The organism is Paenibacillus sp. S29 (genome assembly GCF_049319765.1).
GTDB classification, from domain to species: Bacteria; Bacillota; Bacilli; order Paenibacillales; family Paenibacillaceae; genus Paenibacillus; species Paenibacillus polymyxa_B.
On record NZ_JBMOUI010000005.1, the window covers coordinates 64,449 to 78,307 of the forward strand.

The 13,859-nt window shown below is 44.7% G+C and carries 17 protein-coding genes; 12 read left to right on the forward strand and 5 right to left on the reverse strand.

All coding sequences use genetic code 11. The features are described 5' to 3' along the window. Positions 1-26: 26 nt before the first annotated feature. A complete protein-coding gene (locus tag ACL9RM_RS10070) occupies positions 27-956 on the reverse strand; it encodes an AraC family transcriptional regulator (protein ID WP_250268947.1) in 930 nt (309 codons plus the stop codon). Between the two features lie 197 nt (positions 957-1,153). On the opposite strand from ACL9RM_RS10070, the gene ACL9RM_RS10075 reads away from it, so the two are divergent. From ACL9RM_RS10075 to ACL9RM_RS10095, 5 genes are all read left to right on the forward strand, one after another. After that, positions 1,154-1,432, forward strand: coding sequence for an Atu4866 domain-containing protein (locus ACL9RM_RS10075; RefSeq protein ID WP_250266409.1), 279 nt, complete (start codon positions 1,154-1,156; stop codon positions 1,430-1,432). 39 nt (positions 1,433-1,471) lie between these two features. Further along, on the forward strand, positions 1,472-2,209 hold the full coding sequence (locus ACL9RM_RS10080) for an SDR family oxidoreductase (RefSeq protein ID WP_069290117.1): 738 nt from the start codon (positions 1,472-1,474) through the stop codon (positions 2,207-2,209). A gap of 221 nt (positions 2,210-2,430) precedes the next feature. Next, on the forward strand, positions 2,431-2,709 hold the full coding sequence (locus ACL9RM_RS10085; protein ID WP_013311367.1) for an ArsR/SmtB family transcription factor: 279 nt from the start codon (positions 2,431-2,433) through the stop codon (positions 2,707-2,709). Positions 2,710-2,780: 71 nt separating this feature from the next. Then, complete coding sequence (locus ACL9RM_RS10090) at positions 2,781-3,953, forward strand: MFS transporter (protein WP_250260764.1); 1,173 nt, start codon at positions 2,781-2,783, stop codon at positions 3,951-3,953. A 732-nt stretch (positions 3,954-4,685) separates the two neighbouring features. Next, a complete protein-coding gene (locus tag ACL9RM_RS10095) occupies positions 4,686-5,057 on the forward strand; it encodes a hypothetical protein (RefSeq protein ID WP_061828782.1) in 372 nt (123 codons plus the stop codon). A gap of 229 nt (positions 5,058-5,286) precedes the next feature. Here the strand turns inward: ACL9RM_RS10095 and ACL9RM_RS10100 are convergent, their stop codons facing one another. Next, on the reverse strand, positions 5,287-6,291 hold the full coding sequence (locus ACL9RM_RS10100; protein WP_250260765.1) for a chitosanase: 1,005 nt from the start codon (positions 6,289-6,291) through the stop codon (positions 5,287-5,289). A 266-nt stretch (positions 6,292-6,557) separates the two neighbouring features. Here ACL9RM_RS10100 and ACL9RM_RS10105 point away from each other — a divergent pair, with 266 nt between their 5' ends. The 4 genes from ACL9RM_RS10105 to ACL9RM_RS10120 are packed head-to-tail and all read left to right on the forward strand — an operon-like array spanning position 6,558 to position 8,743. Further along, entirely contained in the window at positions 6,558-7,340 is a 783-nt protein-coding gene (locus tag ACL9RM_RS10105) for an isocitrate lyase/PEP mutase family protein (protein ID WP_250260766.1), read from the forward strand. A gap of 42 nt (positions 7,341-7,382) precedes the next feature. Continuing rightward, positions 7,383-7,943 (forward strand): bifunctional transcriptional activator/DNA repair enzyme AdaA, encoded by a 561-nt coding sequence (locus tag ACL9RM_RS10110; protein ID WP_013311362.1) that lies wholly within the window; start codon positions 7,383-7,385, stop codon positions 7,941-7,943. A 25-nt stretch (positions 7,944-7,968) separates the two neighbouring features. Beyond that, positions 7,969-8,454 carry a methylated-DNA--[protein]-cysteine S-methyltransferase gene (locus ACL9RM_RS10115; protein ID WP_250260767.1) on the forward strand — a complete coding sequence of 162 codons (486 nt, stop codon included), beginning with the start codon at positions 7,969-7,971 and terminating at the stop codon, positions 8,452-8,454. A 13-nt stretch (positions 8,455-8,467) separates the two neighbouring features. Continuing rightward, positions 8,468-8,743, forward strand: a complete 276-nt coding sequence (locus ACL9RM_RS10120) for a hypothetical protein (protein WP_250260768.1) — start codon at positions 8,468-8,470, stop codon at positions 8,741-8,743. A gap of 86 nt (positions 8,744-8,829) precedes the next feature. Here the strand turns inward: ACL9RM_RS10120 and ACL9RM_RS10125 are convergent, their stop codons facing one another. Then, positions 8,830-9,387: a YdhK family protein gene (locus ACL9RM_RS10125; RefSeq protein WP_250260769.1), complete on the reverse strand. Its 558-nt coding sequence runs from the start codon at positions 9,385-9,387 to the stop codon at positions 8,830-8,832. Between the two features lie 288 nt (positions 9,388-9,675). Here ACL9RM_RS10125 and ACL9RM_RS10130 point away from each other — a divergent pair, with 288 nt between their 5' ends. The 3 genes from ACL9RM_RS10130 to ACL9RM_RS10140 all read left to right on the forward strand — a co-directional run bounded on the left by ACL9RM_RS10130 (position 9,676) and on the right by ACL9RM_RS10140 (position 12,513). After that, a complete protein-coding gene (locus ACL9RM_RS10130) occupies positions 9,676-10,515 on the forward strand; it encodes a MetQ/NlpA family ABC transporter substrate-binding protein (RefSeq protein ID WP_250266408.1) in 840 nt (279 codons plus the stop codon). 69 nt (positions 10,516-10,584) lie between these two features. Continuing rightward, positions 10,585-11,760 (forward strand): aminotransferase class I/II-fold pyridoxal phosphate-dependent enzyme, encoded by a 1,176-nt coding sequence (locus ACL9RM_RS10135; RefSeq protein ID WP_250260771.1) that lies wholly within the window; start codon positions 10,585-10,587, stop codon positions 11,758-11,760. A 42-nt stretch (positions 11,761-11,802) separates the two neighbouring features. Continuing rightward, the gene (locus ACL9RM_RS10140; protein ID WP_013311357.1) at positions 11,803-12,513 is read left to right on the forward strand and encodes a 5'-methylthioadenosine/adenosylhomocysteine nucleosidase; all 711 of its coding nucleotides are present in this window, start codon (positions 11,803-11,805) and stop codon (positions 12,511-12,513) included. Positions 12,514-12,531: 18 nt separating this feature from the next. Here the strand turns inward: ACL9RM_RS10140 and ACL9RM_RS10145 are convergent, their stop codons facing one another. Beyond that, positions 12,532-13,017, reverse strand: coding sequence for a DUF5381 family protein (locus ACL9RM_RS10145; RefSeq protein WP_250260772.1), 486 nt, complete (start codon positions 13,015-13,017; stop codon positions 12,532-12,534). Continuing rightward, positions 13,010-13,846, reverse strand: a complete 837-nt coding sequence (locus ACL9RM_RS10150) for a hypothetical protein (RefSeq protein WP_250260773.1) — start codon at positions 13,844-13,846, stop codon at positions 13,010-13,012. The genes ACL9RM_RS10145 and ACL9RM_RS10150 overlap by 8 nt, the downstream gene beginning before the upstream one ends. Positions 13,847-13,859 lie beyond the last annotated feature (13 nt).

The window sequence follows — 13,859 nt, forward strand, 5'->3', positions numbered from 1 at the left end:
TTTCAGATGTTCATCTAACAACGGGTTCAAATGGTCGGGTGATCCTGATCCGAGCGCAAGCGTTTGATATCACTAATTGGAGGCAGGCCGAACAAGCGGGCGTATTCGCGGCTGAATTGTGAGGGGCTCTCGTAACCTACCTGAAAACCGACATCTGCCGCATCCGCTGATTCGGATAACAACAGGCGGCGGGACTCTTGTAGGCGTAATTGTTTTTGATATTGCATTGGGCTCATAGCCGTAACCTCTTTAAAATGTCGATGTAGTGACGAAGGACTCATATTCGCTAGTTTGGACAATTCCTCAATACGCAACGGCTTATCATAATCCTGCTTAATCCGCTTTATGACTTCTGCAATCCGGTTGGAATGGCTGCCGGTCATGACCAGTTGTTTTAAGGATTCCCCCTGATTACCCTGTAAAATCCTATACAGTATCTCACGAATGACTAATGGAGCCAGCACCGGAACATCCTGCGGGTTTTCCAAAAGATGCACTAGCCTTATCACGGCATCCAGCAGTAGAGAGTTGGTTTGGCTTACATACAGGCCTCGTCTGGAATCAGGCATTGGGCTTGTGGGAAGAGCAGATTCTTTGATCAGGTCCAAAACCTGATACGGATCAAAATTGAGCCGGAGGCACAAATAAGGAGCTTCTGCTGACGCTTGGATAACCTGCCCCGAGATCGGCAAATCCACCGACACAACAAGGTAGTCGGATGTGCCGTAATGGTAACTTTCCTCTGCGAGCATCACGACTTTTCTGCCTTGTGCCACAATACATAAGGCAGGTTCATGGACTTGATGTATCGGAACGGTTGTATTTGAACTTCGGACGAAGTGAAGCGAAGGTATGGCTGTAGTGAGAACTCCGTCCTGATTTGAAAATCGTTCTATGAGCCTTGCCAACTCGGCTTGTTTTTCCATGGTAGAACCCTCTATTTTGGTTGCCCCCATCATGACACATCCCTTCTTTGCAAAGCAGCCCGTTTTCATTTCCAGTAGTTTATTACATATTAAGGGTCTTTGGAGGATTAGGCAATAATTTGCTCTGATTCTTCTACCGGGCTGATGGACATTCCTCTCATAATAAGATGCAGATACAACACCTAATGAGCAATTGAAAAAAATAGAAGGACAAAGGAGTGGGAGTCATGGAGAGTAACAAAGCGGAAAAAAGTGTACACGCTTCGCAGCATCCCTATATAGGGATGTGGGTAACTGAAGACGGAAATATCCGTCAAGAACTCTTGCCTTATGGCCGTTATGATGAAGCACGGGGTCAGAGACAAAGTGCCTATACAGGCAGCTATATCATAGAAGATGACTATATCGAATATGTGGACGACACCGGATTTACGGCAGATGGTGTATTCAAAAATGGTGTTTTGTATCATGCAGGGATGGTTTTTTACAGGGAAGTAAAAAAGTAATCTGTTTCAGTCCGTTTTTAAACTAAAGGAGGAATAAGTATGTTGGATATTAAAGGGAAAGTCGTAGCTATTACGGGGGCAAGCAGTGGGATCGGTGAGGCTACTGCCCGTTTACTTGCTCACCATGGGGCTCATGTAATATTAGGGGCCAGACGCACAGAGCGACTAGAGGCTCTGACATCCGAGATTCGTTTGAAAGGTGGATCGGCTGATTATCAGCAACTGGATGTGACTAAGAGGGACCAGATGGAAGCGTTCATTAAGTACGCGGAAAAAACATTTGGGCGTGTGGATGTAATTTTGAACAATGCGGGAGTGATGCCTCTTTCAAAATTAGAAGCCCTGAAGGTAGAGGAATGGGATCGCATGATTGATGTAAATATACGGGGCGTTCTGCATGGGATTGCGGCAGGGCTTCCGATTATGAAAAAGCAAGGATTTGGTCAGTTTATTAATATCGCCTCTATTGGCGCGTATAGTGTAACCCCAACTGCAGCGGTGTATTGCGCAACGAAGTATGCGGTTCGGGCAATTTCTGAAGGGTTGCGTATGGAGGTGGGGGGAGATATTCGTGTGACGCTGGTATCGCCAGGAGTAACCGAATCTGAGCTTGCTGACAGTATTTCAGATGAAGAGGCCCGGCAAGGAATGAAAGAGTACCGTCGTATTTCGATTTCGCCTGATGCCATAGCCCGTTCCATTCTGTATGCCATGGAGCAGCCAGCGGATGTAGATGTTAATGAAATTATTGTCAGACCCACGGCAAGCCCGAATTAACGCCATGGCGTCCAAGATTCCCCCTCTCTACTCAGATCAGTTTTCCCTCCATCCTTTATGGATGGGGGGTTATTTATCGGATGAGAAAGACCATCATTCCCATCTCAGAGTGTAAAAAACTGTACCTTTATAATAAACAGGTTTACTTTTACAAATGTTTGTGATAACTTTATTTCGACAAACATCGAAATTAAGACTGGAACAGAAGGGAGCCGAACAGGGTGAAAGATACAACAGAGATGCAGCAAGCTGTAAAAATATATAAAGCACTTGGAGAACCCACTCGTCTCAAAATAGCACTTCTGCTAAAAGAGGAAAGTGACCAATGCTGCTCTGTGCTGGGCGAGAAGCTGAACAGTGTAGCTATTTCAACACTGTCGCACCATCTGAAGCAAATGGCAGAGTCGGGGCTGCTCACATACCGTAAAGAGGGGACGTTTATTTATTACAGCTTGGATGTGGAAGCAGCGCAGAAATATGCCCCGTTCCTAATAACATAAATTTTTTTAGTCTTAATTTCGATATTTGTAAAAATATAAAAATATCAAAAGAAAAGAGGCGTTATTTAAAAATGCAGAGTACGTGGAAAGTGTATATTTTGGCCATTGTCAGTTTTTTGGTAGGCACATCCGAGTACATCATCTCAGGCATTTTGGATCAAATTGCGACAACTATGGGGATTGCGGTGTCCGCAGCGGGCCAGCTGATTACAGTCTTTTCTCTTGCTTACGCGATTGGCACGCCGATTCTGATGGCAGTAACCGCTAAATGGGACAGACGCAAGCTGCTCTTGAGTTCGCTCGGATTATTTGCAGTAGCTAATGTCCTCTCCTTTATTCTGCCGGGTTTTGGAATGTTTATCGCCGCACGTATTCTTATGGCCCTCGGGGCGGGGATGGTCGTGGTTACAGCACTGAGCATTGCAGCAAAAATTGCCCCAGCCGGCAAGCAGGCCAGTTCTATTGCTACAGTCACTATGGGTTTTACAGCTTCGCTGATTATCGGGGTGCCGCTTGGAAGAATGATATCTTCTGCATATGGCTGGAAAACCGTATTTCTCGGCATCGCGTTGACAGGGATTATTGCCCTAATTGTTATATCTATGACAATTCCCCGCTTAAAAGGAGATCGACCAGTCCCCTTACTACAACAGTTTGCTCTTCTGAAAAAGCCTGAAGTTGCTTTGGGATTAGGTATCACCTTCTTTTGGCTAGGAGGTTATTCACTCGCGTATACTTACATCTCACCGTATTTGCTGAATGTATCAGGTGTAGGAGAGGATATGCTAAGCTCAGTATTGCTCGCCTTCGGAATTGCCAGTCTAATCGGATCAAAAATTGGTGGGTACAGTGCGGATAAAAAGGGTATACCCTTTACATTATTAGGGGGTATGGTGTTGCACGGTATTTCCTTACTCTTACTTCCTTTTGCCGCTCATTCCCTGATCGCAGTATTTGCTTTATTGATCCTTTGGTCGTTCGCAGCCTGGACAACTGGACCTACTCAACAATATAATCTGGTCACACTTGTGCCTGAATCTTCCGGTGTGATGCTGAGTCTCAATCAGTCTACAATGCAGCTTGCTATGGCAGCCGGAGCCGGAATTGGCGGTGTAGTTGTTGGTCAGGTTTCGCTGGCTTCCATCACTTGGTTTGGAGCAACCGGTGTCGTCATCGCCATTGTAGCTGTATATTTACTTTCACGAAGATCCTCAGTTCACACGGGATTGGGTGTTACGGAATAAAGGTGTAAAGGTAAGTGAAGAGGAGGCCCAGCGATGGATAACATTGCGGGCCTTGTTTGATTTGAATGAGCAATATTAGCCATGGATACGGGCATGTTAATTACTATCCAAAGGTACAAATTTCCTGTCTTGATGGTCTTCACCGCAACCGATATTTGACTAACCGGATCAATAGAACTACCTAAAGCCTCTTCTGAAAAACCAGCTAGAAACTGGGCAACTAATTGTACATCCTCTGGGATGGATTGTCGGATCATTCCCTCAACGCCCAAGGGCTTTTTATATTTAGGACAGAAATGAGCTATGACCTAAGCACTTGTAAAGTGCTATGAAAAGTAAAATGCTATGAAGATCCAGTTGTTATATCTACTAGGATTTAAACTTCCGCGCTATAAGCTTCTTATTTTTTTGTCGCCAAATCCATCTTTCGATAAAGTTTTTTTCTTTTCTTTCCTGAAGTGTTTCCTTCATACCCTTAATAAGAAATTCGGATCTTCGCTTGTCGTTTCTGCTAATTTCACGTAGTTCCTCAATAAATTTATCGTCCATGTCCGCATCTCCGTTAGTTCAGGATTTTCCAAATTGCTAAGCTAGATTATACAGAACATATGTTCCTTTTTCAAGTCTGCGTCTGCTCTATTCAATCATATAACCATTTTTAGATGGATGCTGCGAGGCCCGCGCCAATCGGATGGTGAGGCATAAGATAAAGTTGAAAGGAGGAATTACAACATGGACAACAAAGCATATGTATCCCAAACGTATCCACGTCTTACAGTCTACAACGAAGAAAATTTTCGGGGTTCCAGGAGAGTATTCAGAGGAAACCTAGGCATTCGTAATACCGATAACATTCTCGACGGCATCGAAAGTCTGCGTTTCTTTTCTACCAGCAGCAATGCTACCCTTGTACTCTTTACTGGCACGCGGTTTAGAGGTAACTTCCGTGTGTTTAGAGGCAATCGCAACATCGCCGACCTGGATGATCTGATTCGCGGGAATGATGTGGAATCTATTATCTCTACCAATCAACGTTTGACGTTGCAGCAAATCCGTAATATCCGCAGTAGCGGTAGACTGCCATCTGGCTATCGAATCATCTAACAGCCTTATTTCGACTTCATAAACCATTTTACAAGACTGTTTCAGGAGCTTGCAACTTTCGGGCTTCTGGGACAGTCTCTCTATTTGTACACGCGACCTACATACTCGAATGATGAGAGGAACTGTATGGGAGAATGGGATGTTGTTAGCAGTCATCGCCAACTCAATGTTCATGAAAAATAGATAAAGGAGGACATACGATATGCCCTCCTAATGACGTATATTATATTTACTTCAGTTCCCAATTCGTTGCTTTGATCACAGCTGCATCTGCGTTCTTAAGATCTGTTTCGCCAGAAGCTAAGAGAGAGCTCCATTGTTTCACACGATTCTTACCATTGGGAGGTTGGTTATAATCATTGGTATCGACAACCAATGTACGCTTAGCATAGAAGCTAGTCATGAACTTCTTCTCATTCGTACTACTGCCTGAGCGTGAGAGGATTCCTTCAAGACTACCTGAATCACCAGTAGCACCTTGATTGAGTGCTGTGTCGACAAATGATCCAATCGTCAGAGCAGTATTAAATCCGCGTTTCTGTGCTTGCTGTACACTATATTCGATATAGGTGTCATAGAACGTACGCCACATGGCTTCTCTCCAAGCTTCATTGTTTTGGAGAGCGTTGATCTTCTTCTTGATTACACTATCGCTATCGCTGAGTTTTAGAATCGAACCACTCATTTTCCCCTTCAGACCAGCACGTGTTAATCCACCTGCAATGGAAGGATTGCTAGCTCCACTAGCAGCATCAAAAGCTTTGAATAAGTCCGGACCATCGGGTCCTGTATCATTTGAACCGCCTGTTGTTGCTCCAAAGATACCGATTGTGTATCCGCGATTATCGCCGATATCTTCAGCATAGCCATAGAATTCAGTCCATTTCAAAGAATCTTGCTCTGGTTTGTTCACTAGCTTCATAATATTATCCCATTGCTCACCGTCGAGTCCTGTATTAGCCTTCAGAAACTGGAGTGTTGAAGGTGAGAAATTAGCATCATGATCAATAGCTGTAACCGTTGCTTGGCTAGTAGCTTCTTCGCTGGTAAGGGATAATGGCTCTATACTAGCTTCATTTGAATTGTCGAAGCCCTCATTTAAATCGATCGTTTTCTGAACCGGAGTTCCATTCTCTTCAGCAAAAGCCTTGCTAGGTGAAGGGCCGGACAAGCTAGAGAAAGAAGCGATTACAGTAAAGCTTAGCAAGATCATAAGGAACTTTGTTTTATACATATAACTCCTCCTATAATAATGTAATTGTGAAAGACTAAAAGCGTAGATTTGCATCTAACTCGAATTGATTTAGCAAGAGTATAGATAAGAAGCATAGGATTGAATAGAGCTTAAATAACCGTTTTTTTCAAAAATTATGATTTATATGTGAATAAATGGACCTAGTTGTTCCTAGATTCCTATAGACCATAAGTGCAAGAATGAGGACGAAACAAAGATAGTCTCTTGATAAAATGAGATACATCACATATCAGGAGGCTATATTTATGAACAAAATTCATCAGTTTCATGCACTTCACACATCAGAGGAACTTTTATTTTTAGGGAACGCCTGGGATATGCTATCTGCGGTGGCTCTGGAGAAGGCAGGCTTTAAGGCGATAGGTACGACGAGCTGGGGAATTGCCAATACGCTTGGATTCTCAGATGGAGAGCTTATTGATTTTGACCAGCATGTAAGCGTTATTCGGACGATTGCTGAGCATGTTCAAATTCCAGTGTCGGCAGATATTGAAGCAGGATATGGGGAGGATATGGCAACGATTGTTGAGCATGTTTTAAGGGTAGCCGATGTGGGAGTTGCAGGGATTAATATTGAGGATTCTTTGAAAACGCAAAAGGGACTTCGAGAAGTGGGCCTGCACAGTAACCTGTTGTCCAAAATAAGAACAGCATTGGATGCGCGTGGGTTTCAAAAATTTTTTATAAACGTAAGAACGGATACATATTTGCAGATGGATGCCCCACTTTCAGAGACCATAGAGCGGGCCAAAGCGTATGTGGATAGTGGTGCGAGCGGAATTTTTGTTCCAGGATTAAAGAGTGATGAAGAGATCAGGGAAGTTGTGTTTCATATACATGCTCCGCTTAATGTTTTATCCCTGCCGGGTCTGACGAATGTCCACCAGCTTCAGCAGTTAGGTGTTAAACGGTTTAGCTTTGGAAATGCATTTTCTGATAAGATAATAGTTGCTTTGCAAAAGAATGCCGAACAGTTGATAGAGCTTCAAGATACATCACATTTATATGAGGATTTTACAAAATCCTGAACTAGATGAATATGAACTATAGAAAGGACAGAGCATTCGATCATGGCTAACATCAATCTTTCTTTTGAAGAAATGTGGGAGAAAATTATAGCATGTGATCGTAAGTATGACGGGTTGTTTTTTACCGCTGTGAAAACAACCCGCATATACTGCCGACCTTCCTGTCGATCCAAAAAGCCGAAAAAAATAAATGTGGAGTTTTACTTTGATTTGGACAAAGTGGAAAAGGCGGGTTTTCGTGCTTGCAAAAGATGCCAGCCCCATACAGACCATTCGCCGTATATCAGACTTGTGCAGAATGTGGTAACCTTCTTGGTTAATCATTACAAGGAAAAACTTGTATTGCAGGATATTGCGGATCATATCGGAATAAGTTCCTTTTACTTGGATCGGATCTTTAAACAGGAAACCGCCGAAACCCCGCGCACGTATTTGGAAAAAATAAGAGTAGATAAGGCAGCCTATCTTCTTAAAAGTACAAATCTTACGAATCTTGAGATTTGCTATGAGACGGGCTTCCAAAGTCCCTCCCATTTCTATAAGGCGTTTCGTAGCTTGAACCATTGTTCTCCTAGTGAGTATAGAAAGTTGAGTAGGGAATAGAAAAGGAAGGAGGTTGTATCCTTTTATGAGCGAACTATACGTAATGAAGTATGTATCGCCGATTGGAGAGATAGAGATACAGGGCACAAATGAGGCTGTCTATTCTATTATGTTCTCTAATCGGAATGAGCCCTTAACGAGGGCTATAGAAGAGGTTCCAATCCAAGTATTAGCGGAATGCGCTACCCAGCTTGACGAGTATTTTAAAGGTGAGCGCTTTGAGTTTACGTTTCCTTATGCCTTTGAAGGTACGGATTTTCAGCAAAAAGTATGGAATGCTCTGGTGTCCGTGGGGTACGGTAAAACGACAGCTTATAAAGATATTGCTCTTGCTATTGGGAATGAAAAAGCGATCCGAGCCGTAGGTAGTGCTAATGGAAAAAATAAGCTGAGCATTGTGATTCCATGTCACCGAATTATCGGTTCCAATCAGAAACTAACGGGCTATGCAGGAGGGCTATGGAGAAAAGAATGGTTGCTCCAGCATGAGAAGCGTTGTCTGAGGCCCTAAGGAGGGCTCATAGATGAGAGACATATATTTGAAAGAGTTTAAGCTGGAGAGCTGGGCCAACATGGTTCAGCTCTATCAGGAGCGATATGATCAGGTAGATCCGGCTATAAGAGTAAAAGTGGCCGAAAGTAAAATTCCAAAGGAGATTCAGATGGTGCTGCTGCCCGATATGGGGGAGTATTTGCTGACTTGGATGGATCGAAAAGTCCCCGCACTTGGCCACGAAACACCGTCGGATTATTTAAAAAGTGAAGAATCAGATGGCATGAACTTCATTTTAGCGAAGTAGGTTTGTCCAAACTCAAATAAAGCCGTATAAAGGGAGCCGATGTCAGGCTCCCCTTTGCTATCATAAGCGCCTGTGTTGTAAGAGTTCTAATGGGCTGAAAGCTCACTCTCCGTCACCCATTTATGATTTTTGACAGGCTCTCCTCCTGTAGTCGGCGTATAATCTACCATATATACGGTCGTTGGTTCTGCGGAGTCAATGGTAGCCTTAGCCCCATCCATCCCTTTCATATGATCTGCTGTAAGGATAACCTCCGTTCCCGGTGCATAGGGCTCGCTGCCTGCATCTTTAATCTCTTCATGAATAACCCACTTATGATTATTCACTTTTTCTTCTCCAGTGGTTGGAGTATATGAGACCGTATAAGCAGTAGTCGTATAAGCACCCACAATCGTGGCAGTGGCCCCATTCATGCCTGCCATATGGTCAGCTCGAATAGTCGCTTGGCTACCAACTTTGAAGGCTGGATTTTCAGCTTCTTTTAGTCCGGTAGGAAGCTCACTGGAAGTGGGATGGTTCATATCCGATGTGTCGTGCTGTTGACTGCTGTTTGTCGTGTGCTCCTGGTTCGGCGTGTTACTGTTTCCGCACCCACTCAAAATAATCATGATTGTACCAGCGAGCAAAGCCCATTGCATTCTCATATTTACAGCTCCTTTAGGGTTTTAATTACATATTTTAAATGTACCCCTATGGGGTATATTTAAAACGGAAGTATATGACAAACGTGTGAAGTGTTTTGCTTTCAAGGGGATCTCCTGTTATGCCCCCTTTTTTGCTATGCAGAAGATGCGTAATTAAATGTTGTTGACAGTGAATAAAAAATCATTGTAATATCTATAAAACACATCAAGTTACTTGGTATTGTGAGATTGTAAACATTCTAACTCACCAAAAGTAGATGATATCAAGGAGCAGGGGGAGACATCAAAATGAAGAAACCATGGATTTCATTTATATTGCTGCTGGGAGCAGTCGTGCTTTTTATTTCAGGCTGCGGCAGCAAGGATACGTCGGGCAACGCTGCGAGTGAAGAAAAGAAAACACTGCATATCAGCTTTAATCCCGGTCCATATAGCGATCAGTTTAAGAATGGTGTGGCTCCATATTTGGAGAAGAAAGGATATACGATTACATATAAAGAGTTTACAGACGGTGTTCAGCCCAATGTAGCCGTGGCTAAGGGGGATATTGATGCTAATGTGTTCCAGCACTCGCTCTACCTGGATTCTATGAATAAGCGGGAGAATATTGATCTGATTGGTGCTGTGCAGGTTCCGACTCCTCCGATGGGATTGTACTCCAGCAAGCATACTAGCCTTGACGAGATCAGTGAGGGAGCCCAAATCAACCTGCCCAACGAGCCAGTCAATATGCTGCGTGCGCTGAATATTTTGAAGGAAGTAGGCTGGATTACGTTAAAGGACAATATTGATCCATTGCAAACCTCGGTGAACGACATCACCTCTAATCCGCATCATCTGCAATTTGTTGCTACCGACCCGGCACAGGGGCCACGTGCACTGGAGGATGTTGATTTTGCGGCTATACAAGGGAACTTTGCTGTATCGAATGGAATAAAGCTGACCTCGGCATTAAAGCTTGAAAATATGACAGATCCGTTCACGAACGTGGTCGCTGTGGACAGCAAGAACAAGGATAAGCCCTTCGTCAAAGACATTATTGAAGGATATCATTCAGATGAATTCCAAAAGTACATCCAATCGAATCCTGATTATGAAGGCTACAAGCTGCCAAGCTATTTCAAATAATATGGGGTATTATCTTCTGCGGGCTGATGTTGTCAGCCTGTATCTTATGGATAGAAGGTGGAGATGAACGTGATTTTTTCATCCTCTGATCTCGTCAAGGCTCTGCCTGACAACTATTTTAGCGCAATGGATGACAAAGTGAATCTGTATAAAAGTAAGGGGATAGATGTAATCAATTTGGCAGCCGGCAACCCGGATCAGCCGACACCGGCGCATATCATCAGCACTTTGAAGGAAGCGGTCGATCAACCGATCAATCAGGGCTATCCGCCTTTTCATGGAAAAAAAAGCACGCTGGAGGCTGTCGCCGCGTTCTATAAACGGGAGTATCAGGTGGAACTGGATCCTGACCGGGAGATTGCCATATTCAACGGCTCAGCCATAGGCGTAATGGGGATTCCCCAGGCGCTATTGAATCCAGGTGATTGGTTATTGACCACCGATCCGGCATATCCCCAATATTATTCCGCTGCTGCGCTGGCAAGAGCCCATATTCATACGATTCCGCTTGATGAGAAGCATGGCTTCTTGCCTGATTATACAACCGTGCCGGAAGAAATTGCAGAGCAGGTCAAATTGCTCATGATTAATTATCCGAACAATCCGACTGGAGCAGTAGCTACAGCAGATTTCCTGACAAAGACGCTGAATTATGCCGCTCGGTACCAGTTTCCGGTTATGAATGATTTTGCTTACGGTGCTCTTGGATTTGACGGGCATAAGCCGATTAGTTTATTGCAAATCCCCGGCGGCAAGGAGTATGGCGTCGAGACGTATACGGCTTCCAAAACGTATAACATGGCTGGATGGCGCTTCGGATTTGCAGTGGGAAATTCGTCCATCATTGGTGCGCTCAAGCATTATCATACGCATGCCTACAGCACTGTTTTTGGAGCGGTACAGGATGCGGGAGCTGTGGCATTGCTGGGCACGCAGGAACCGGTACGGGAACTCGCGGGGTTATATGAGCGACGCCGTGATATTCTCATTGCAGCGTTACGAGGTATTGGCTGGGATGTAGCTGCTCCCCAAGGGTCTTTTTTTGCCTGGTTTAAGGTGCCAGAGGGGTATACATCGGCTTCCTTTGCAGACTTTTTATTGGACGAGGCGCATGTTGCGGTCGCTCCTGGAGAAGGCTTTGGTCGTGCAGGAGCTTCTCATGTGCGGGTCAGTCTGGTAAACAGTGAGGAAAGGCTGCTGGAGGCGGTGCAGCGCATCGCAGCAACGGGTGTTTTTCAAGGTTAAGCTGGAATACAAGGAATTCATGGAGGGAGCGGGAAAAGAACTTTGAGTATAGCGATTATCGGAGCTATGGAGGAAGAAATAGCAGATTTGAAAGCGCAGATCGAAGGGATAAAGATGACCCAGATTGCGAACGGGATTTTTTATACGGGCCAGCTTGAGGGCAAGGAAGTTATTCTGCTGCAATCAGGAATTGGCAAAGCGAACGCAGCCTCGACTACGGCGCTGTTGATTGAGCGATTTAGCCCGGAGCTTGTCATTAATACCGGATCTGCGGGTGGGCTCGATCCAGCGCTGCATGTTGGCGATGTCGTAGTGGCGACCGAGCTGACTTACAGCGATGTGGACGGAACGGCGTTCGGCTATACCTACGGACAGGTACCACAGATGCCGGCAAGTTATCCTGTCGATCCAGCGCTGCTTGCTTTTGCGACAGAAGCGCTGGCGGAGACCAGGATTGAGGGGCAGATTGTCAACGGTTTGATTACGACGGCAGACTCTTTTATCTCTCAGGCTGAGCGCGCCCATTTTATCCGTAGCCAGTTTCCTGAAGCGAAAGTGACGGATATGGAAGGGGCCGCGGTCGTTCAGACTGCGTACCAGTTTGGTGTTCCATTTTTGGCTGTCCGTTCTTTGTCTGATCTTGCCGGTGTAGAAGCGGCGGATTCTTTTGACTCCAATCTTGATTTGGCTGCGGCCAACTCGGCAGCAGTGGTTGTGGCTCTTGTAGCTGCATATGATAGAGACAAGCTTTGATATATTCAATGGCACTATTCAGGAACGTTTTTTCTTTGGCTTGCCATGCTGGTTAATGAGAGTTCGAAGTTGTTTCCCGGCTTGGTTCAGCTCCATATCGTTCAACACATAATCGGTGCTGACTTCCCAGGTGCTGCGGTCATTCAGATGAAAAATAAAGACGGGAAAGCGAGGGCGCAGCCATTTGCGGATGGAGGCCCCTTCGAATTCGACTTTAGTGATTGCAGCCCACGGGACAGTTCGAATACCATCGGAAATGCTGTGTTCGTCAAAGATGAACAGGTAGTTATCCTTACGAAGCGTTCTGCTCAAACAAACCATAAGATAGCTACCGAAAAAAGGAAGTCCGACAATGGCGGACGTAATAAAGAAGAAGATTTGTAGAGCCGAGATATCTTCGTCGATAAAAATGAGCAGCAGCAAAAACAGACAAATCAGCACAAACATCAAGCTACCCATGGCCTTCCAAAATGCCAAAGATCTGCGATATACAATTTTATCCACGGAATACCGCCTCGTCGGGAACAAACGCCTGAATGAAATAAGTTATTCGTTCTCTCCAGTCAGCTTCGGTCACACTTTCAATTCGCAGACATGGGGTGGCCTGCATGTTCAGTTCTGTATTTCTTACAATCCACACATCATTCATTCCTTTAAGAACAAATAGCAGATTCGTAACAGAAGGACCATCTTCATCCGTATTCGTGTATATCATCTGGCTCAAATTATCAAGGCTACACTGATTACGATCAAAATCCTCTCGCCAGTCTTGTATTATTTGTTGAGCCGACTCATGAAGCTTCCACGTTGTCATTTGCTGCATGCTGAAGTTGGATGAGGTTAACTCATTCCACTGTTCTTCGGTCAGATCGACGTATCGGCTGTGCGCATTGAAGTTCGAAGCAAGCAGGCCGAACAATTGATCAATGTCATGATGCCAGTCTTCTGGAGAAGACCAGCGAAAGAAATGGAGTTCATTGTGACTGGAGAAATGATAGAGAAAACGTTCATTTCCATGGTGTATCGTTAATGTATTTTGCTTATCCTGTTGCTCCTTGTAGCCACGTAGCATCTGACGACTTTGTACCAGATGAGCTAGCATTTCAACAATGAACTCATCAAATTCGAGCTGTTGTTGCTCGTCATCCCGTTGTTCCATCAGACCCTTGGATATCAGGCTATGCGTTGCAGCATGAAAAAGCAGTTCCCAGCGATCTTCGGTTAGTTCCCCGTAATAAGATTGGAGCAGACCAGAAGCCATATCTTCTGCGCCCAGTGCGGTCAAGGCAAAGCCTAGTTCCTCAAGCGTTAAAATTACCGTTTGTTTATCCATAGTCAGGCTCCTT

Coding starts and splice junctions, on each gene's coding strand:
- ACL9RM_RS10070 (WP_250268947.1), bottom strand. CDS start 956: ATGGGGGCAACCAAAATAGAGGGTTCTACCATGGAAAAACAAGCCGAG.
- ACL9RM_RS10075 (WP_250266409.1), top strand. CDS start 1,154: ATGGAGAGTAACAAAGCGGAAAAAAGTGTACACGCTTCGCAGCATCCC.
- ACL9RM_RS10080 (WP_069290117.1), top strand. CDS start 1,472: ATGTTGGATATTAAAGGGAAAGTCGTAGCTATTACGGGGGCAAGCAGT.
- ACL9RM_RS10090 (WP_250260764.1), top strand. CDS start 2,781: ATGCAGAGTACGTGGAAAGTGTATATTTTGGCCATTGTCAGTTTTTTG.
- ACL9RM_RS10095 (WP_061828782.1), top strand. CDS start 4,686: ATGGACAACAAAGCATATGTATCCCAAACGTATCCACGTCTTACAGTC.
- ACL9RM_RS10100 (WP_250260765.1), bottom strand. CDS start 6,291: ATGTATAAAACAAAGTTCCTTATGATCTTGCTAAGCTTTACTGTAATC.
- ACL9RM_RS10105 (WP_250260766.1), top strand. CDS start 6,558: ATGAACAAAATTCATCAGTTTCATGCACTTCACACATCAGAGGAACTT.
- ACL9RM_RS10110 (WP_013311362.1), top strand. CDS start 7,383: ATGGCTAACATCAATCTTTCTTTTGAAGAAATGTGGGAGAAAATTATA.
- ACL9RM_RS10115 (WP_250260767.1), top strand. CDS start 7,969: ATGAGCGAACTATACGTAATGAAGTATGTATCGCCGATTGGAGAGATA.
- ACL9RM_RS10120 (WP_250260768.1), top strand. CDS start 8,468: ATGAGAGACATATATTTGAAAGAGTTTAAGCTGGAGAGCTGGGCCAAC.
- ACL9RM_RS10125 (WP_250260769.1), bottom strand. CDS start 9,387: ATGAGAATGCAATGGGCTTTGCTCGCTGGTACAATCATGATTATTTTG.
- ACL9RM_RS10130 (WP_250266408.1), top strand. CDS start 9,676: ATGAAGAAACCATGGATTTCATTTATATTGCTGCTGGGAGCAGTCGTG.
- ACL9RM_RS10150 (WP_250260773.1), bottom strand. CDS start 13,846: ATGGATAAACAAACGGTAATTTTAACGCTTGAGGAACTAGGCTTTGCC.